The organism is Collinsella sp. CLA-ER-H5 (genome assembly GCF_040092375.1).
GTDB lineage: Bacteria > Actinomycetota > Coriobacteriia > Coriobacteriales > Coriobacteriaceae > Collinsella.
On sequence record NZ_JBBNLR010000032.1, the window covers coordinates 1 to 19,425 of the forward strand.

Annotated in this window: 17 protein-coding genes; 13 read left to right on the forward strand and 4 right to left on the reverse strand. The window is 57.0% G+C overall.

What is annotated here, in order from left to right; genetic code table 11:
• The first annotated feature begins 594 nt into the window (after positions 1–594).
• Positions 595–1,401, forward strand: coding sequence for an FGGY-family carbohydrate kinase (locus tag AAAX31_RS09630; RefSeq protein ID WP_231500795.1), 807 nt, complete (start codon positions 595–597; stop codon positions 1,399–1,401).
• Between the two features lie 79 nt (positions 1,402–1,480).
• Here AAAX31_RS09630 and AAAX31_RS09635 read toward each other — a convergent pair whose 3' ends face one another.
• Positions 1,481–2,263 carry a TatD family hydrolase gene (locus AAAX31_RS09635; RefSeq protein ID WP_349077073.1) on the reverse strand — a complete coding sequence of 261 codons (783 nt, stop codon included), beginning with the start codon at positions 2,261–2,263 and terminating at the stop codon, positions 1,481–1,483.
• Between the two features lie 14 nt (positions 2,264–2,277).
• Complete coding sequence (locus AAAX31_RS09640; RefSeq protein WP_349077075.1) at positions 2,278–3,075, reverse strand: tRNA threonylcarbamoyladenosine dehydratase; 798 nt, start codon at positions 3,073–3,075, stop codon at positions 2,278–2,280.
• 179 nt (positions 3,076–3,254) lie between these two features.
• Here AAAX31_RS09640 and AAAX31_RS09645 point away from each other — a divergent pair, with 179 nt between their 5' ends.
• The 5 genes from AAAX31_RS09645 to AAAX31_RS09665 all read left to right on the forward strand — a co-directional run bounded on the left by AAAX31_RS09645 (position 3,255) and on the right by AAAX31_RS09665 (position 7,872).
• Positions 3,255–3,533 carry an autorepressor SdpR family transcription factor gene (locus AAAX31_RS09645; protein WP_147332646.1) on the forward strand — a complete coding sequence of 93 codons (279 nt, stop codon included), beginning with the start codon at positions 3,255–3,257 and terminating at the stop codon, positions 3,531–3,533.
• Complete coding sequence (locus AAAX31_RS09650; RefSeq protein WP_117840184.1) at positions 3,526–4,230, forward strand: SdpI family protein; 705 nt, start codon at positions 3,526–3,528, stop codon at positions 4,228–4,230. Before AAAX31_RS09645 ends, AAAX31_RS09650 begins: the two co-directional genes overlap by 8 nt.
• A 184-nt stretch (positions 4,231–4,414) precedes the next feature.
• The gene (gene ettA, locus AAAX31_RS09655) at positions 4,415–6,094 is read left to right on the forward strand and encodes an energy-dependent translational throttle protein EttA (RefSeq protein ID WP_349077076.1); all 1,680 of its coding nucleotides are present in this window, start codon (positions 4,415–4,417) and stop codon (positions 6,092–6,094) included.
• Positions 6,095–6,374: 280 nt separating this feature from the next.
• Positions 6,375–7,502 carry a hypothetical protein gene (locus tag AAAX31_RS09660; RefSeq protein ID WP_147332645.1) on the forward strand — a complete coding sequence of 376 codons (1,128 nt, stop codon included), beginning with the start codon at positions 6,375–6,377 and terminating at the stop codon, positions 7,500–7,502.
• On the forward strand, positions 7,480–7,872 hold the full coding sequence (locus AAAX31_RS09665; protein ID WP_147332644.1) for a hypothetical protein: 393 nt from the start codon (positions 7,480–7,482) through the stop codon (positions 7,870–7,872). Before AAAX31_RS09660 ends, AAAX31_RS09665 begins: the two co-directional genes overlap by 23 nt.
• Before the next feature lie 54 nt (positions 7,873–7,926).
• Here the strand turns inward: AAAX31_RS09665 and AAAX31_RS09670 are convergent, their stop codons facing one another.
• Positions 7,927–9,216, reverse strand: coding sequence for a hypothetical protein (locus AAAX31_RS09670; protein ID WP_117840187.1), 1,290 nt, complete (start codon positions 9,214–9,216; stop codon positions 7,927–7,929).
• Between the two features lie 139 nt (positions 9,217–9,355).
• The gene (locus tag AAAX31_RS09675; RefSeq protein ID WP_117840188.1) at positions 9,356–10,309 is read right to left on the reverse strand and encodes a hypothetical protein; all 954 of its coding nucleotides are present in this window, start codon (positions 10,307–10,309) and stop codon (positions 9,356–9,358) included.
• A gap of 483 nt (positions 10,310–10,792) precedes the next feature.
• On the opposite strand from AAAX31_RS09675, the gene AAAX31_RS09680 reads away from it, so the two are divergent.
• The 7 genes from AAAX31_RS09680 to AAAX31_RS09710 all read left to right on the forward strand — a co-directional run bounded on the left by AAAX31_RS09680 (position 10,793) and on the right by AAAX31_RS09710 (position 19,215).
• Positions 10,793–11,074, forward strand: a complete 282-nt coding sequence (locus AAAX31_RS09680; protein ID WP_055251466.1) for a DUF2087 domain-containing protein — start codon at positions 10,793–10,795, stop codon at positions 11,072–11,074.
• Positions 11,052–12,236, forward strand: a complete 1,185-nt coding sequence (locus AAAX31_RS09685; RefSeq protein ID WP_117840189.1) for an MFS transporter — start codon at positions 11,052–11,054, stop codon at positions 12,234–12,236. Before AAAX31_RS09680 ends, AAAX31_RS09685 begins: the two co-directional genes overlap by 23 nt.
• Positions 12,237–12,389: 153 nt before the next feature.
• Positions 12,390–14,390, forward strand: a complete 2,001-nt coding sequence (locus AAAX31_RS09690; protein WP_349077079.1) for an NAD(+) synthase — start codon at positions 12,390–12,392, stop codon at positions 14,388–14,390.
• Positions 14,391–14,508: 118 nt separating this feature from the next.
• Positions 14,509–15,672, forward strand: coding sequence for an aminotransferase class I/II-fold pyridoxal phosphate-dependent enzyme (locus tag AAAX31_RS09695; protein WP_006234344.1), 1,164 nt, complete (start codon positions 14,509–14,511; stop codon positions 15,670–15,672).
• A 201-nt stretch (positions 15,673–15,873) separates the two neighbouring features.
• Positions 15,874–16,824 (forward strand): L-lactate dehydrogenase, encoded by a 951-nt coding sequence (locus tag AAAX31_RS09700; protein ID WP_117564413.1) that lies wholly within the window; start codon positions 15,874–15,876, stop codon positions 16,822–16,824.
• A 114-nt stretch (positions 16,825–16,938) separates the two neighbouring features.
• Positions 16,939–18,099 carry an Mbeg1-like protein gene (locus tag AAAX31_RS09705; RefSeq protein WP_117840191.1) on the forward strand — a complete coding sequence of 387 codons (1,161 nt, stop codon included), beginning with the start codon at positions 16,939–16,941 and terminating at the stop codon, positions 18,097–18,099.
• 111 nt (positions 18,100–18,210) lie between these two features.
• Positions 18,211–19,215, forward strand: coding sequence for a nucleoid-associated protein (locus AAAX31_RS09710; RefSeq protein ID WP_022094136.1), 1,005 nt, complete (start codon positions 18,211–18,213; stop codon positions 19,213–19,215).
• Positions 19,216–19,425 lie beyond the last annotated feature (210 nt).

Consider the following 19,425-nt stretch of genomic DNA (forward strand, 5'->3'; position numbering starts at 1 on the left):
ATTTCCCCGGACAGGACCACCTTTGCCGCCGAGACCTTGAACTGCCTGTCGTATCGCTTTCTTCTTTGGGTCATCTTGAACACCTTTCGCTCTTAACTAGGTGTCCAATTCATCATACCCACTCCACTACGCCGCAAGGGACTGGCTCCGGAACTCCTCCGGGGTCAGTCCCTTCAGTTTAGTCTGCGTCCTCTGCCAGGTGATCCGTTGTATTATCCGGGCGGAAGCGTGTCGCAAGTCGTGGAAGCCGCCAAGCGCAGTTCACGCGCTGCATTTTTTGCGGTGCCTGGGCCGGTGATCTCGGGCTGATTGACCGAGATTTCACTCACACCATGCGTCGCAAGACGGCGCTGCGCCTGGACGACCTCAAGCTTTTTCACTTCATCACGAGCGAGGGGGGGGGGAGGTTTATCTCGACGACCGCACGACTGCGGACATTGCCGATTCACTTCTCTTTAATTGTCTTCCAGATGCGATGGTCATCGGCAGTTCGGCTGCCGGTCGTGGTGCTTCGGGCGAGCTTGCCGATGAGGTCCGCGAGCGTCGCAGCGTGCGGCTGAGGCGACGGGGCTCGCGGCAGGGACACCTGTCTTAGTGGGAACGGGCGACTCTGGTGCCGAGGCCATTTCGACGGGTGTATTCCGTCCCGGCGATATGATGATTCAGTTGGGGAGTACGGCGTATTTCATCTACCTAGCCGATCATATGATCGATGATGCCCGCCTGTGGCCGGGGACGTTTATCATTCCCGGAACTTACGGGATCTGCGCGGGGACCAATACGGCGGGTGCACTCACATCGTGGCTGCGCCAAGAGCTGTATCGCGACGCCGTAGAGGCCGAGGACCACGGTGGCCCCGATGCATATTCGGTTATGGCGCATGATGCCGCCGATGTGGCGCCGGGTGCCGATGGGCTCCTGTGTCTGCCGTACTTTGCGGGGGAGCGTACTCCGCTCAACGATCCCGAGGCGCGTGGCGTCTTCTTTGGCCTGACCGGAAGGCATACGCGAGCCCATATGGTTCGCGCCGCCTTGGAAGGCGTCGCGTATACCGTTGCATCCCATGTCGACATTATCGAGCGAGAGCATGGACTGCCAATTGGGCGCATTATGCTTGTCGGAGGTGGAACCAAGAATCCAGTTTGGATGCAGGCTATCGCCGACGTATGCGGGCGCGAGGTCTCGGTTGCCAAGGTTACGGTGGGTGCATGCTTCGGTGATGCCATCATGGCAGCTCTCGCAGGTGGCGCCTATGCATCATGGGATGAGCTCGCCCAAGTCCTTGGCGTTGCGCAAACAATCGTGCCCGATATGGCTGCCCACGAGTTATATGCGTCGCGCCGTCATATCTTTGACGAATTGTATGCACGCAACCGTGATCTCATGCACGAATTGGTGTAATGCTGCCGAATTGTACTGCCTACCAATAGGGACTGCGTTGTGCGATTCGCATGCCCCTTGGCATTTTTGCCCACAGGGGTTAGCGAAGGTCAAAAACAGAGTGCGCATTTGCTAAAACTACCGACTCGATGCGCTTTGCGTCACAGTTTTTGAGTGAGGCAATGCGCATCGAGGTCCTTGCGAGCGATCTGATGAGCGACTGCGCGCTTGTTTCTGTGTTTGGCTCGGCCGGCGCATCGGTCTCGAGCAGCAGGCGGTCGAGTGGAATCTGTCGTGCGTATTCGCGACCGCGCTTGGTCGCGAGCATGCGTTCGTTGACGGAAAAATAGCAGCCCGCATTACGCGCGCGGGCGAGTTCGTCCGAAGTGCCGCTAAACCAGTGGAAGATGATAGCGGGGGAGTCGGGGTTTGGGATGAGTAGCCCATGCGATTCGAGGGCGTCCAGTACGGCTCCTGCTGAACGAACGGCGTGAATTGATATCACGCGACCTGCAAGAGGATGCTGCACGAGGGCATTGCAGAGCCGGTCAAATGCCTGTATTTGTAGCGGTTCGCTTCCGGCAAAGCGCGCGGAAAAGTCGAGTCCTACCTCGCCGATATAGCGCTCTTGGTCAGCAACTTCGCAAAGCAGATTGACTTCGGCAGGACCGCAACGGCCGTCGGCGAGCCACCAGGGATGGAGGCCAGCGCCCGCGATAATGTTTGGGTAGCGGCTGGCCCGCTTTTTTGCTGCCGCGAAGTCGCGTGGGTCGACCCCGCAGTCAAAGAGCCCCAGATCCAACGCCGCCGACTCACTGGCTGCAGCATCGGGGCTGAGCATCAAATCAAGGTGACAATGCGTGTCAAAGAATCGCGGTTCCATCGCAGGGCATCCTGCTAGTCCAGGCGCTGGCCATCGGAGCGTACGCGCTCAGTGCCGCGCCCGCTGATCTGGCGGATAACCTCGCCGGCAATCATCTGGCCCATGATGGGCGGCATAAAGCTGGCGGTGCCCAACTCGGTGCGCTCGTGGATATTGGAAGGGTCGCGGGGCTGTGTCTTAACCGATTCCTCGCAGCTAAACAGTACATGTAGGCTCTTGATGCCGCGCTTCTTGCATTCTTTGCGCATGATGCGGCTCATGGGGTCACGTACCGTATCGAAAATGTCGGCAAAGCGGAGGCACTCGGGATGGAGCTTGTTGGCCCCGCCCATGGAGCTAACCAAACGAATGCCGTGGTCCTGAGCATATTTGGCAATGGTGAGCTTGGCCGAGATGGTGTCGATGGCGTCGACGACGTAGTCGAGCTTGCCGTCTGTTTGCTCCAAAACGCTCGCGAAGAACTCGTCGATGTTGTCGCTCAGCAGGTATTCGGTGCGCTTGATAACGGTGGCGGCGGGATTGATATCGCGAATCATGGCTTCCATAACATCGACCTTGCGTTTGCCGACGGCGCTGTGAAAGGCGATAGCCTGGCGATTGATATTGCTGGGCGCGACGATGTCCTTGTCCAGAATGACGAAATGACCGATGCCGCCGCGGGCAAGTGCCTCGCAGCAGTTAGATCCCACGCCTCCGCAGCCGAGCACCAGCACCGTGGCATCAGCGAGCTTATCGAGTGCCTCGCGGCCCATGATGATCTCGAGCTTGGTGTCGCGTGTCTCGTTGGGAGTTGCGGCTGTGGTTTCAGTCATAGACATCCTCCGATGGGGAAGTGAATCGTGTTCTAGCTATCGCCATTATAGGTAATCGCCCATAGGCTGCGATGGCGTTTGCTTTGATGTGGTTTGAAGCATTGCGGTTAGATAGTTAGACAAACATCTAAATATCGAGTATAGTGTGCGCGTCGAACGAAATGATGAGAGGAGGTCTTATGCCGGGAGAGGGTTTTAAGGCGCTGGCCGATCCTACACGGCGTCACATTTTGGAACTGCTGCGCGAGGGCAATCGCACGGCCGGGGAGCTTGCCGAGCATTTTGACATCAGCAAGCCGTCGTTGAGCCATCACTTGGCGACGCTCAAAAACGCCGGGTTGGTGACCGACGAGCGCCATGGCCAAAACATCGTATACAGCTTAAATACCACCGTCATGCAGGATTTGATTGGTTGGTTTATGGGCTTTACAAACACGGAAGGTGATAAGGATGAATAACGAAAACAAGGGCATTCACGCCACGGGGGTATCGCGGCGTGTGTGGATTGCGCTGATCGCTCTGTGCGTCGCCAATGTCGTAGCGCACCTCATGGTGATGCCGAGCTTGCCTGGGCAGATTCCCACGCACTGGGGCGCGAACGGCGCCGTCGACGGTTGGGGTCCCAGCTGGATGGCCTCCGCGCTCGGCGTGCTGCCTCTGGTGCTTCTCGCAATGTTCTGCGTGGTGCCGCGCATCGATCCCAAAGGTGAGGCATATCGAACCTCGGGCAAGTTCTATCAGGGCTTCGTAATCGCCTTCACCTTGTTCATGTGCGCCGTAAGCTGGTTGGGTGAGCTTACGGTCTGGGGCGTGGTGCCGGCGGTCGGTTCGGTCAACGTGCTGATTTCCGGTGCTATCGGTTTGCTGTTCATCGGCGTAGGCAACTACTTGCCGCGTGTGAAGCAGAACTATACGCTCGGTATCAAGACGCCTTGGGCGCTTGCCGATCCCGAGAACTGGCGCCGTACGCAGCGCTTTGGCGGTGCCTGCTTTATGGTGCTGGGTGTTGGCCTGATTGCGATGGGCGTGGCAGGTGCGGTGCTTTCGAGTGAAGTCGTCGCCGCGGTGATTGCGGTTCTGGCGTTTGGTTCGGTCGGAGCCGTCTACGTCTACTCGTATCTGCTGTGGCGCAAATCTCAGCGGGCTGTTCGTTAAGGTTGCGGAAAACTAGCGTACGCAGTTCATAGTGTGTCCCGGGGGACTTTTCCCAGGTAGTATTAGGGGGTGTGGGCAACCATGCCCCTTTTTCGCTAAGTTTCAGAGCCGGTTTCCTCATTTCGTTTCCACTAAAGCGAAACAAGAATATGGAAACAGCAGGTAGAAAGGATAAAACAGACAAATGGCGGAGTTTATCTACCAGATGTATCAGGCTCGCAAGGCCCATGGCGACAAGGTAATCCTTGACGACGTGACCCTGAGCTTCTACCCCGGTGCCAAGATCGGCGTCGTGGGCCCCAACGGTATGGGCAAGTCGACCCTGCTCAAGATCATGGCCGGCATCGAGGAGGTCTCCAACGGCGATGCCAGGCTCACCCCCGGCTACACCGTGGGTATCCTGCAGCAGGAGCCGCCGCTCGACGACGACAAGACCGTCATCGAGAACGTGCGCATGGCGTTTGGCGACATGATTGCCAAGGTCGATCGCTTCAACAAGATCGGCGAGGAGATGTGCGACCCGGACTGCGACATGGACGCCCTCATGGCCGAGATGGGCAAGCTCCAGGACGAGATCGACGCCGCTGACGGCTGGGATATCGATTCCAAGCTCGGCCAGGCCATGGACGCCCTGCAGCTGCCCGATTCCGACATGCCGGTTAACGTGCTTTCCGGCGGCGAGCGCCGCCGCGTGGCCCTGTGCAGGCTGCTGCTCGAGGCTCCCGACCTGCTGCTGCTCGACGAGCCCACGAACCACCTGGACGCCGAGTCGATCCTGTGGCTTGAGCATTTCCTGCACAACTACCAGGGCGCGGTGCTGGCCGTCACGCACGATCGCTACTTCCTGGATAACGTTGCCGAGTGGATCTGCGAGGTCGACCGCGGTCACCTTTATCCCTACAAGGGCAACTACTCCACGTATCTGGAGACCAAGGCCGCCCGTATCGAGGCGCAGGGCAACCGCGATGCCAAGCTTGCCAAGCGCATGGAGGCCGAGCTCGAGTGGGTACGCAGCTCGCCCAAAGCTCGCCAGGCAAAGAACAAGGCCCGCCTGGCTCGCTACGAGGAGATGGAGGCCGAGGCCCGCGCAAGCCAGAAGCTCGACTGGACCGACATCCGCATCCCTGTGGGCCCGCGTTTGGGCAACAAGGTGCTCGAGGCCCATCATCTGCACAAGGAGTTCGATGGCCGCGTGCTCATCGACGACCTTTCTTTCACCCTGCCGCGTAACGGCATCGTGGGCGTCATCGGCCCCAACGGTGTGGGCAAGACTACGCTCTTCAAGACCATCGTGGGCCTGGAGCCGCTGACTTCGGGCGAGCTCGAGGTGGGCGAGACCGTCAAGATCTCCTATGTCGATCAGAACCGTTCCGGCATCGACCCCGACAAGAACCTGTGGGAGGTCGTCTCGGACGGCCTGGACCACATGATGGTCGGCGAGACCGAGGTTCCGAGCCGTGCTTATGTGGCGAGCTTTGGCTTTAAGGGCCAGGACCAGCAGAAACGCGCTGGCGTACTCTCCGGTGGCGAGCGCAACCGTCTGAACCTGGCGCTTACGCTCAAGCAGGGCGGCAACCTGCTGCTCCTCGACGAGCCCACGAACGACCTCGATGTCGAGACGCTGTCCTCGCTCGAAGCGGCGCTGCTCGAGTTCCCGGGCTGCTCGGTGGTCATTAGCCACGACCGTATGTTCCTGGACCGCGTCGCCACGCACATTCTGGCGTGGGAGGGCACCGACGATAATCCGGGCAACTGGTATTGGTTCGAGGGCAACTTCGAGGCCTATCAAGCCAACCGCATCGAGCGCCTGGGCGAGGACGCAGCCCAGCCGCATCGTATTCACCGCAAGCTGACGCGTGACTAGTAGCAAGTAGAAAGGCCGCCAGCAAGGGCGGCCTTTCTTGTAGCAATTGCACTGCAGCTATGCCCTGGCTGCTGGTTTGATTCATAATCAAAGTCATCTCTTTGGGATTAAAGCCCGTTTTTGCTATGAGTGATTTTCTAATTCCGTTTAAAACGTAAAGACGTATTGGGTTACAAGGACATAAGCGAATCGAATTGAAATATAACCAGTGCTGTAACGTTACAAAAAAGGTTATAGAATAGGAGTATCTTATAAGTCGCTCCTCTAGAAAGAAGAACATATGCTTTCGCGTCGTCGTTTTCTGCAACTTGTCGCGTCTTCAATTGTCGCCTTAGCCGCACGTCCGAAAGAGGTTTTTGCTTCGACGGGCAATATTGATGGTGAGCAGATACAATTTACTTCTGAAATTGCGCAAGAGCTTGCCGATAAATATATAAAGGGACTCCTCGGCTCTTCGTATACGCCTTCTGACCCTATTCCTTTTGTAGACGTTGATGGGTCCCCGCTTGGTTACATTGTTCCGGTTGTGACATCCAATAGAGCCGCGGGCTATTTGGTTTTAGATGCTTCAGATGATGAAATACTTACGGGATATCGTTTTGGAGACGGCTTAGTCAGCCCTATGGATCGGGGAGGAGATCTTGGTGTCGAGCCTTATTCTTTCAATAACCCAGTCGTAATGATCAATCCATTCGAATTCGGCGTGCAATCTTTGGACGGTTCAATAACAACAAATTGCGGAAGAACAATCCCGGCTGTTTCCATAGAAGGACGGCCTGTCGTTTTATCGAATAAACCTTCAAGCTGGAACGATGTTGTAATTTACGCAACTCAAATGCAGGATTACACAGTATCTGGATTTCGTTCCATTTCTCAGTTTATGTCATATGATGAAAGCGAGATTAAGAGGCTTACCGCCCACTATGCTTGTATGGTGACAGCTTTTTCGAACGTTGCGGAACTGTATGGCATTGCCAATTTATATAGCGACCCTTCGCAATATATGCAGATATGGAATTACACCAATACCCATGCTCTTTCCGATGAAGAACAGACTGTTCCCGGTGTTGTTTTGGGCGGAACGCCGATTTCAACCTGTGCAACGGGGTTTACAAATTACTGCGCAAGCAGAGGGAGTAATCTTATCGCTCGCACTGTCTCCTCCCCGGCTATCGTGAACATTCAAAATGAGATTAACTCTAATAGACCGAATGTTTTACATGCGAGTTTGTACAACGGATCAGCCCATTCTGTAACAGCGGAGGCTTACGCCACACTTACTGGTAAGAAAACTGGAGAGACAAGGCAGATGATTGGCATAGCGGACGGCTGGAATTCATCCTTATCCTTCCTGAAGTATGATCAGAGTTATTATGCGTGGACTTATGGAACGACTTTTTCGAAGTAGGACGATTCGTTTAGTCCTGTCTTTGGTGTTGATGGCTTTATTGGTGAGCTGTTCAACAAAAGAAGAGATGCCGCGCGGAGATTCCGGAGAAATGTCTGTGACAAACTCAGATTCATTGGAAATAGCTGGTGGGCATGCCGATGTGATGTTGCAAGGTAAAGGCATGCTTAGGTCGATTGATGCTGAAGACGCTGTCTGCTCAATAGAGGAATTAAAGACAGGTGAAACTGCATCGTACCGTGTTTCAGATAATGCTGCGAATATGATTGAGTCGATACCGATTGGAGCACAAGTTTCTTTTAGGTATTTTGCTCCGCAACTTGAGGAGGAGCTTGCTTCTCTGGTGTCTATATGCGCCGATGACAACTAAAAGGCCTGAATTTAAACGGCCTCGGATGGTCAATTGGCTATCCGAGGCCGTTTTTTACTCGACCGGGGCGTTGACCTTGTCGATGGTCCAGGCGGCTCCGAGGCCGCCGGTGGTGTTGCGGCGGATGCGCACGGTGACTTCGTGGCGCTCGCCTGCCTGCGTGTAACGCAGGGGGAAGCTTGCGCGGTTTCGCGCGGCCTCGATGGTACCGCGCTCGCGGGCGATCCAGTAGTACTCGCCGACAATGCCGAGGGTATCGGCGCCGTAGGGGAGATAGGTCGACAGCTGGTGTAGCAATGGACCGGGGCAGAAGACCTCGGTTGCGAAATCGATGGGGAAGTCCTCGGGGATGGCGGGCGCTACGGGTGCGGGGGCCGGTACCATCGTCGGTGCGAAGGCCTGCTCATTGACGGGCGTCACCTCGATGACGGGCGCGGGTTCGGCGCCGAGTACTGATTCGGTGTCCGCTTTCGGCATCGCCGCGGAATCTGCGGGCTCGACGATGGCGGGTGCGTCTGCGGTCGCGGTGTCGAACTCGACTTGCGGAGCGCTCTGATTCTCGACGCTCGACTTTGCCTCGATGGGCGTGGAGGCCATGGTGGTGATGCCGGCGTTGGCGTTCTCGGGGTCATAGACGACCGTGAGCGAGATGGCAGGCTGCGGTGCCTCGGGCTCCGATGCCACCTCGGTAGCGTCCTGTTCTGCGGGCTCGCAAGGCTGATCGTCCTCGGCCTCGTCGCCAAAGACATCGCTGTTTTGGAACGCAGACGTCTCGGGCTGGTCGGCGGCTTCTTCGGTTGTCGACTTGGGAGCTTCGTTGAGCTCCGCAGTGGCTTCCTGCTCGGATATGACTTTGGGATCGGCCGTGGTGGCGATTTCGGTTTCGGCTTCTGCCGTTACCTCAATAGCGACTTCGATCTCGGGCTCGGGCTCGGGCACAGCTTCAACTACGGGCTCGGGACGCTTAACGTGCTTGGGACGCACGGCCTTGAGGTCCTTCTCACCGCGTTTTTTCTTTTTGTAGGACTGTTTAGCGCCCTTGGCTGCCTTGGGCTTGTCCTCGCCCTTGGCAAGGGCGGCATCCCAGGCATCGTTGGCGATGACGGTGGCATACAGGCGACCGCCCTTAAAGACGGTCAGCTTAATGCAGTCGTCGAGCTCCTCGAGCAGCTCGCGCGTGGACTCAAAGCCGAGGTCATAAGCGGCCATGTCACCAGCGGCGAGTGCCTCCTCGACCTGCGTCATAAACGTTTGCTTGCCGCATCCGATTGCATCGCGCAGCAGGCGATACAGATAGATGTGGTTGCCCAGCGAAAGCGTGGGCCTAACTATTGTCTTGCTCATGGCAAATCTCCTCTTTACACACCAAAGCATCTTACCATCGCACGGGGCGTGCCGCCTCGGCGCCCAAGGCAAACGGGCGCGAACCGCTTTCGATTCGCGCCCGTTGTACAGGTCGGTTATCTATGAGAGACAAATGTGCTTAGTTGCCCGATGCCGTGCCTTGGCTCGAGTTGTCAGATGCCGTGCCGGAAGCGGTTCCGCTCGAGCTGTTGGTGTTGCTACTGTCTGCTGCGCCCGTTCCCGACGTGGTGTCGCTCGTTTGGTCGCCCGTGTTCGGCTGTGAACCGTCAGTCGTTTGGCTTGAGTCGGTCGTGCCGGACGGCGTGCCACTGTTGGCCGTAGAGGAATCGGTGCCCTGCGATTGGTTTTGGGTGTTCGAGGACGAATCGGCAGAGGTAGAACTGTCTTGCGTGCCGTCCGCCTGTGCCTGCTGATCCTGCGACTGGGTGTTGCCATTTGCATCGCTCTCGGTCGTGCGCGACGAAAGGATTGGCTCGGGGCGCTCGCCCAGACCCTCACCGGCGGTGGTTATAAGGATGGCGCCGGCGCAGGCGATGACCGCGACGATGGCGATGGCGATCGAGAAGACGATGACCTTCTTTTGCGTCTGGCTGCGCTCTGCCGCCGCCTTGGCGCGCAGACTGTCGGGAGCGACGCGCGCCGTGGTCGCGCGCCCCGCAATCTGGCGCATCTCCTGCGTAGTCGCGGCGCCGCCCAGGTGCTCCTCGGCATCAAGCTCAACGGGTTCATAGGCGCCGGCAGGGTAGTCGTCGGCGGTGTGTGTACCTTTGAGGGCTTCGGCGCTGGCAGAGATAAAGTGGCGGTAGACCTGCGAAGACACAACGGTGATGACCGAGCTCACGGCGGCGCCGATTACCGATCCGGCGATACCGATCTTGGAGGCAAGCGCGACGCTCGTGGCGGCGGCTGCGGCGCCGGCAATGATCTGAGGAATGGAAATGTCGTCGAACAGGCCCTTTTTGGGCGCGATGGCCATGGTCTGTCCGATGGAGTGGTTCTCGTGCACGCCGTTGTTGAGCGATGCCGGCGTCATAACGCGCGTGCGCGGCGCGTCAGTGTACTTGGTTGTCATACGGGGTCCTCCCGGTGTAAATCTGCTTCGTTTCGTGTAGCCATCAGGGTACCCACCAGATGTGAATCGTGCGTGACGTTTAACAGATACCATCAACTCATCAAGGGGGGCTTGCTGTCTTTGGCGAAATAGCTTGATGCTAAACTGGACTTACGATTGCGAGGTGGTTTACGTGATGTACCCGTATATGACATTCGAAGACGGTACCGAGGTCATTCATTCTGACCTGATTACAGATGTCGATGTCGAAAAGGTTATCGTGCATTTTGAACGACCGACGGCAGAGGGCTTCGACTCCGCTCGTTGTGAGTTGCCTTCCTGTTCGTGGACTGACTGGGAAGGGCATTTTACTCAGAGTGAAAAACGAGCTTTCGAAGAGTGTTTGAGCAAATTATTTAGATTAGTTCGAATAAAGAAGCTGAATGCGATGACCTAAAGCGTATGCATTTTTAGTATTAGATGCGTATGAAATGGAGGATGTGAATGGATGAGCTAATAGACTTTAAAAAACGATTTCTCAAGAATGGCGAGCTGGTTTCAATTCCAAAAAAGGAAAGCTATAAAAGAATCATGCTGCTATGGGCCGTCTCTTTCTTTGAATTAAATACAAGTTATACGGAGCTTCAGGTTAATCGTGTGCTTTCACAGCTCTATCCTGATTATGCCGTGTTGAGGCGGTATTTGGTTGATTATGGATTCCTATTAAGGGATGAACGAGGCCTGAAATACGAGGTTAATCGTGATGTTCACGGTATTGAGAGCTAGCCGTCCGGTTCGGGTCCTATATATTGCTAGAGGGATAAGCGAAATAGGCAATTGGTGTGCGAATATTGCTTTGCCAATGCTGATTTACGAGGTAACTCACGATGTTTCTGCAACTGCTTTGATGGTCTGCTGCAGATTTGCCCCCTCTCTGTTTTCAGTTGCGCTCGCGCAGCTGCCTCAGAAGATGGGTATCGGGACACTGCAGGCCATGAGATTGGCAGACTTAATTCGCGCGGGATTATTCATTTGCTATATTTTTGTTGATAGTAAATGGAGTATGTTTGCTATTACGTGCGCGGTATCGCTTTGCCGAACGGTTGAAATGCCCTGCTTTTACTCGTTGTTAAGAGCCAATACGAATAGTATCAATCGCGACGTAATTAATAATTCGTTTGGGTTTCTGCAGAATTTGATGATGGTTCTGGGGCCAGTTGCCGGCGGTTTTGTTGTCGCTCAATTTGGGGCGGAGGCTGTTCTTGCATTAGACGCGCTATCTTTTGCCGCGTCGTTCTGGTTGCTGCGAGATGTTCCGTCGGTTATCGAGGTTAATGATAAAGAGGGGATAAGCAAAAATGAAAAATACAGGACTGAATTTAGTGATCTTAGCGCGAAGCACTTGGCAATTGGTTTCCTATTAATCGATATTTCTAGTGGCGTGGCATTCGGCTCTCTGAATTCTCTTTTGCCAGCTATAGCGCAATTGCAATTTGACTCGTCATCGATACAATACGGATTCCTTCAGAGCAGTCTTACAATCGGACTGTTGTTCGGAAATACAATATATGGTCGTTTAATCAGTGGTTCCGATTGCGTTAAATCATATTGTTTTGTGACGTATCTTGCGCTCGGTGCGTATCTGGCGTTTGGCTATCGCTATGCGTCTGGGATATCGTTTATTTTCCTTTTTATCGTCGGTGCCGGAAACGCCATTCAAGATGTGCTTCTCATAACATCGCTGCAGGATTTGGCGAGAGACGGATCTGAATCGATAGGCCTGTTTTCAATTAGGGAGTCTTTGCAATCGGTTGCTGTTGTTATTTCAACACTCCTTGTTTCGCTGTTCACGAGCATCGCGATGTTCTCAATTCTCGTTACAGGACTTGGTGTATTTTCAATTATGATGGTAGTTGTGTTTCAATTGAATTATTTGCGAAAGATGTGACGTTGATATGCAGATGTGACGTTGATATGCCTTAATTTTGAAATACATGCTCTTAGCACAGGTTGGCCTCTCAGTAAACTGGGAGGTTGCTTTGGCTAGTTAGAGATATGTGAACGTCCGTTAGACTGAATCTCAGGGTAGAAGGGGCCTCCAGTGTCCAGATCAACAAAGCAATGCTGCGTTTCGGCTAATAAGAACGATGGCTTTTTGCGTGTGGCGGCGGCGTCGCCGCGGATTCGCGTGGCCGATGTCGAGGGCAATGCCGAGGTTGCGCTGGCGGCCGTTCGCGAGGCTGCCGAGCGCGGCGTTCGTGCTCTGGTTTTGCCCGAGCTTAATCTGACTGGCTATACCGCGGCCGATCTGTTCCATAACCGCACATTACTGCATGCCTGCGAGACCGCACTGGCACATATTCTCGATGAAACCCGCGGGCTGCCGATTGTCTTTACCATCGGTCTTCCCGTTGCAGTTGCCGAGAGTATCTACAACTGCGCCGCCGTGTGCTGCGCGGGCGAGCTTTTGGGCCTCACGGCCAAAAAGTATCTGCCCAATTACGGTGAGTTTTATGAGCGCCGCTGGTTTGCTCCGGCGCCCGTAGATTCTGTGTGGGTCGAGTTTGCCGGTCAGGGTCCGGTTCCGCTGGGTTCGGGGCTTGTCTACCGCTGCTGTGATGAAGGTGCCGAGGATATGGTGCTGGGCGTTGAGGTCTGCGAGGACCTGTGGGTGCCGGCGCCCCCTTCGACCGAGATGGCGCTTGCCGGTGCGACGGTGATCCTCAATCCGTCGGCTTCGGACGAGATTATCGGTAAGGCGGATTACCGACGCAGCCTCATATCCAACCAGAGCGCGCGCCTGTACTGCGCCTATGCCTATGCGGACGCGAGTGAGGGCGAGTCCACGACCGATATGGTCTTTGCGGGCGAGAACCTCGTCTACGAAAACGGCTCCAAGCTCGCCGCGACCAAACTGCTTACCTGCGATATGGCCATCGCCGACGTTGACCTTGACCGCCTGGTTGCCGAGCGCCGTCGCTCGACGACGTGGGCGCGCGCGGACGATGCGCCGGAGGCCACGACCGTTGAGTTTTCGTTTGAGGGCGTGCTGGCCAAAGAGCCTGCTCTGCGCGATGCCTGCGATATCGACCGCGTTTTCCCTCGCGCGCCTTTTGTGCCGGCCGACCACGGCGACCTGGCCGAGCGCTGCGAGACCATCCTCGACCTGCAGACTGCCGGCCTCAAGACCCGCCTTGCCCATACGGGTACCAAGGCTGCAGTCATCGGTCTTTCGGGCGGCCTGGACTCCACGCTGGCACTGCTTGTAGCCGTGCGTGCCTTCGATGCACTGGGGCTGCCGCGCACGGGCATCACGGCAGTCTCCATGCCCGGCTTTGGCACGACGCACCGCACTAAGTCGAATGCCGAGTCGCTCGCCCGCGACTTGGGTGTGAGCTTCCGCGAGGTTTCGATCCACGCGGCTGTGGAGCAGCACTTCAAGGACATTGAGCACGATCCGGCCGTGCAGGACGTAACCTACGAGAACAGCCAGGCGCGCGAACGTACGCAGATTCTGATGGACCTGGCCAACCAGGCTGGCGGTTTTGTCATTGGCACGGGCGACCTGTCGGAGCTGGCGCTCGGCTGGGCTACCTATAACGGCGACCACATGAGCATGTACGCCGTCAACGCGAGCGTGCCCAAGACGCTTGTGCGCCATCTGGTGCGCTATGCCGCCGATGTCTTTGGCGGGCGCATTGCCGAGGTCTTGCTCGATATCCTCGATACGCCGGTGTCCCCCGAGCTTCTGCCGCCCACGGGCGACGGCGAGATTGCGCAGAAGACCGAGGATTTGGTGGGCCCATACGAGTTGCACGACTACTTCCTCTACTACCTGCTGCGTTTTGGCTTTGAGCCGGCCAAGATCTACCGCATGGCGCTCAAGAGCTTTGAGGGCGTCTACGATGTCAAGACCGTCCACACATGGCTACGTACGTTCTACCGTCGCTTCTTTGCCCAGCAGTTTAAGCGCAGCTGCCTGCCCGATGGTCCCAAGGTGGGTTCGGTGACGCTCAGCCCGCGCGGCGATTGGCGTATGCCGAGTGACGCAAGCTCACGTCTGTGGCTCGCGCAGATCGACGCCCTCAATCCAATTGACTAAGGTTGGCTAAATTGAACCAATACGGGGGTTGTAAGCGTTACACTTTTGAAATCTGATGGCCCGTATCGCGCGGCGCTCTTGTCGGAGCGCCGCGTTTTTTATATCGAAAGGTGGCACCATGCAGGCATCGCAGCGTCTCGACCGCTTTGGCGCGGAGGTCTTCGCCTCGCTCAACAATAAGCTTCTCGCGCTGAAGGCTCAGGGCAAGACCATTTACAACATGAGCGTGGGCACGCCCGACTTTAAGCCGTACGACCACGTGGTCGAGGCGCTCACGCAGGCAGCCCAAGATCCCGAGATGTGGAAGTATGCCCTGCGCGACCTGCCCGAACTCAAGCAAGCCGTGTGCGATTACTATGAGCGCCGCTTTGGCGTTTCGGGCATTACGCCGTCCATGGTGCAGTCGTGCAACGGCACACAGGAGGGCGTGGGCCATTTGGGCCTGGCCCTGCTCGATCCGGGTGACACCATTCTGGTTCCCGATCCGTGCTACCCGGTCTTTGAGGCAGGTGCCAAGATCGCCGATGCCAAGCTCGAGTACTATCCGTTGGTTGCCGAGCATAATTACCTGCCCTATGTGGCGGGTATCGATCCCGAGGTTGCCGACCGTGCCAAGTATATGATCGTGTCGCTGCCCGCGAACCCGGTCGGCTCGGTGGGCACGCCCGAGGTCTACGAGGAGATCATCGCTTTCGCCCGCGAGCACGATCTGCTCATCGTCCATGACAACGCGTACTCCGACATCGTGTTCGACGGCGAGCCGGGTGGCAGCTTCTTGCAGTATCCCGGCGCGCTCGAGGTGGGCGTGGAGTTCTTCTCGCTCTCCAAGTCGTTTAACGTCACCGGTGCGCGTATCGGCTTTTTGGTCGGCCGCGAGGACGTGGTCTCTGCCTTTGCCAAGCTGCGCGGCCAGATCGACTTTGGTATGTTCTTCCCGATCCAGAAGGCTGCTATCGCCTGCCTGAACGGTCCGCGCGATGAGGTCGAGGCGCAGCGTCTGAAGTACCAGGAACGCCGCGATGCCCTGTGCGACGGTCTTGAGGGCCTGGGCTGGGAGCGTCCCAACGCGCATGGCTCTATGTTTGTGTGGGCCAAGCTTCCCGGTGGTCGCACCGATTCCATGGCGTTTTGCGAGGAGCTTATGGAGAAGGCCGGCGTTGTGGTGACGCCGGGCGCGAGCTTTGGCCCTTCGGGCGAGGGGCACGTGCGTATGGCACTGGTCTTGCCGCCCGATCAGATCGCTTTGGCTGTCGAGGCCATTCGCGAGGCTGGCCTGTATTAGAAACCTATTTCGACCCGTCAATAGCTCGAAACCGATTTCGTGCAGTTATTTTACGAATTCTGCAAACAATTTCGGTAAACGGTCGATTTTTGGCTGCGAATAGGGGCATAATCAAAGTCCCGATTGGATGTATTGGGATTACGACAAGCCGCTCGGGTCGTTCCCGGGCGGCTTGTTTGTGGAGAGAGATGGGAGTTTCTAATGGTTAACGAGAAGAAGGTCGCTATTGTCGGCTGCGGTTTCGTCGGTTCGTCTTCGGCGTTCGCACTGATGCAGAGTGGTCTGTTCTCCGAGATGGTCCTCATCGACGTGGACAAGAACCGTGCCGAGGGTGAGGCCCTGGATATCGCGCACGGCATGACGTTTGCCGAGCCGATGAAGATCTACGCCGGCGATTATTCCGATGTCGCCGACGCCGCCATGATCGTCGTCACTGCTGGCGCTGCCCAGAAGCCCGGTGAGACCCGCCTGGACCTGGTCAACAAGAACGTCAGCATCTTCAAGTCCATTATTCCCGAGATTAAGAAGTCCGGCTTCGACGGCATTCTGTTAATCGTCTCCAACCCGGTCGATGTTCTGACCTACGCCGCCATCAAGATGTCCGGCCTGCCCGAGGGCCACGTCATCGGTTCCGGTACCGTGCTCGACACCGGCCGCCTGCAGCAGATGCTTGGTGCCCACGTCGAGGTTGACCCGCGCGATGTCCAGGCCTATGTCATGGGTGAGCACGGCGACTCCGAGTTCGTCGCTTGGTCCAGCGCTCAGGTTGCCGGCGTTCCGCTGAACACCTTCTGTGAGCTTCACGGCCACCTGGAGCATGAGGCTGCCGAGAAGCGTATCGCCGAGGACGTCAAGAACTCCGCCTACACCATCATCGAGAAGAAGCACGCCACCTACTATGGCGTCGCCATGGCCGTCAAGCGCATCTGCACCGCCGTCATGCGCGATGAGCAGACCGTTCTGCCCGTCTCCTCGCTCATGGTGGGCGAGTATGGCCTGTCCGATCTCGCCATCTCCATGCCGACTGTCGTTGGCCGCGACGGCGTTGTCTGCCGCGTCCCCGTCCCGCTGGACGATGACGAGCAGCATGAGCTCACCGCTTCCGCCAAGGCCCTCAAGGACATCATCGACAGCGTCGACTTCTCCTGCTAAATCAAGCTCGCCAGAGCGAAAAGCTACAATGAAGGCGTCCGGGTCCACACGGCCCGGGCGCCTTTTTGGTGCAAAGTAACCTGACCTCAATGCACCATAGTTGATGGGAGGGCCATGTCGGATTCGCCTAATTTTTTGACCTATGCCCAGACGGCGTTTGATCCGTTTGAGGAGCGGCCGTTCTGCGCGGTGGATAGCCTGGTCTTTGCGTGGCTGTCCTATTTGCGTTTGCCGGGTGATATGGCGGAGCTGACGGACTGGCAGGGCCTAGACGTACGCGAGCTGCTGCGTGCCGAGTGCTACCGGGACATGATTGACGACTTGTGGGACCCAGAGGGGAGCAGGGCCTTGTTGGAGGCCGTGGCAGCAAGCCCTCGCTACCGTGGCGTGCACGTTTGCGGCTATCGTGCCGTGAGCGATGTGGTGGCGACAGAGCAGTTTGCAGCCATGGCGTTCCGGTTTCCGGCGGGGTTTAGCTATCTTTCCTTCCGGGGGACCGACAGCACGATTGTGGGCTGGAAAGAGGACTTTAACATGGCGTTCCGGTGTCCTGTGCCGGCCCAGGAATCCGCGACGCGTTATGTGGACGAGGCGGCGGATGCGATTGACGGGCCGCTTTTGTGCGGAGGTCATTCCAAGGGTGGAAACCTTGCGGTGTACGGTGCGGCGATGTGCCCCGATGTCGCCCGTGAGCGAATCGAACGGGCGTATTCCCATGATGGTCCGGGCTTCGTCGAGGAGTTTCTGAGCGGCAACGCCTTCGCCGACCTATCCGGTCGAATCGACAAGACGCTACCTCGGTCGTCGATCTTTGGCATGATTTTCGAGACACAGGAGGACTATGCCATCGTTGAGAGCACCGAGTTCAGCCTGCTTCAGCATAATCCCTTTAGCTGGGTGGTTGATGGTCGCGACTTCGTGTACTGTGAGCGCCTGTCCGCCGGTGCTCGATACGTTGATGGCTCCATTCGCGAGATGCTGCTTGCGGTGTCGCCTAGCGAGCGCGAGCGTTTTGTAGATGCGTTGTTCTCCGTGCTTGAGGCTACGGGTGCTGAGCGGTTTGCGGATATCGCTGGGAATCTGCGCGAGAGCCTGCCCGTGATGCTCCAAGCTGCGCAAGGCTTTGACAAGGATACACGACGCTTTGTCTCGCAGACTATCGTTGCGATTCTTAAGTGTGCGCTTCTGCCCAAACGTCCCCAGATCGACATGCCCGCTGCCGGCAAGAGCTTGGCAGAACAGCTCGAGGCTTGGCAGTCCGAGCTCCTGCGCTAACCATTGGTGCAAAGCAACCTGTCCCCGATGCACCAATCTTCGATGCGCCTGGGGCGGGATCGACCGCTATACTGGTTCGTGCCGAAATCGATCTAGAACGGAATGCCGTATATGAAAATCAATCACGCGATTCTGCATATCCTGGACTTTGACTCTGCCGTCAACGTCATGAGCCAGCGCGAGCTCGATATCGAAAGTCGTACCGTGCGCAATTTCGTAACCACGCATCTGCGCCGCGCACGCACCTCGGCCGACAATAAACGCGCCACGTTTGCCGAGAACTCTGCGTTCGGCGGCGAGCTCAAGGGCTATTTCTTTGGCGAGCGCGAATTCGTGGACCTGTCGCAGCAGATTGCGGAGTTTATCTCCTCCGAGCTCACCAAAGCCGAGAAAGCCGAGTCTACCGATGTGCTCGTGGCTGATTTTGACGACGATGAGGATGCCCGCTGGTTTGCCGTGATGCTGCTGGGCTCCAAGCAGGCTTTTATGCACGAGGTGGGCCGCGAGGAAGGGGAGGTACGCAACGACATCGCGCGCCACTACGCTATTCTGCCGAATCCCTCGCAAAAGGTGCCAAGCTATGCCATCGTGCGCGCGAGCACCATGGAGATCGGCTACGTGGACAAGAAGCGCAAGATTGCCGGCGAGGATCGTATGCTTATCCCCGATGGCCTGCTGCAGTGCGACACGGGCGTATCGGGTAAGGAGGTCATCGACACCGTGACGCGTGTGGTCGAGGAAGTCGCCGAGGAACACGGTGCCAATACGGCCGTAGCGCTCGCTAAGGTTAAGGCTGCCGTTGCCGAGAAGGTCGAGGATGACGAGGAGCTGCCGCCTTGGGATATCGTCGATGAGGTCTTTGAGGACGAGCCGGTCATCAAAGAGAGCGTGCGCGCGGCACTGACCGAGGAGAAGGTTCCTGAGCGCGTTCCTGTGGAGCGCAAGCAGGTCGAGCGCGCGGCCGTGCGCAATCACAAGATTCGTACCGATACGGGCATCGAGATCAGCTTCCCGGCCGAGATGGGTTCGAATTCCGAGTACATTGAGTTCGTCAATGAGCCCAACGGCCTCATCTCCATCGAACTCAAGAATATCGGCAGCATCGAGAATCGATAAGTTGCGTTACGTCTACAGCGAGAAAGCAAAGGCCGAAGCTCTTTGGGGCTTCGGCCTTCTTGTTTGGGGATGAATTGCCCCGCAGGTTGAGCATAAGTCAGACACTATGACCCAATCCAGGGGCACGGAAACGACAGGAGCCCCCGCTCGTGACCGCGGGTCGGGGCTGCGACAATGTTGTTGAAGTGCCAGAGGCGCAGCCGCGCCGCA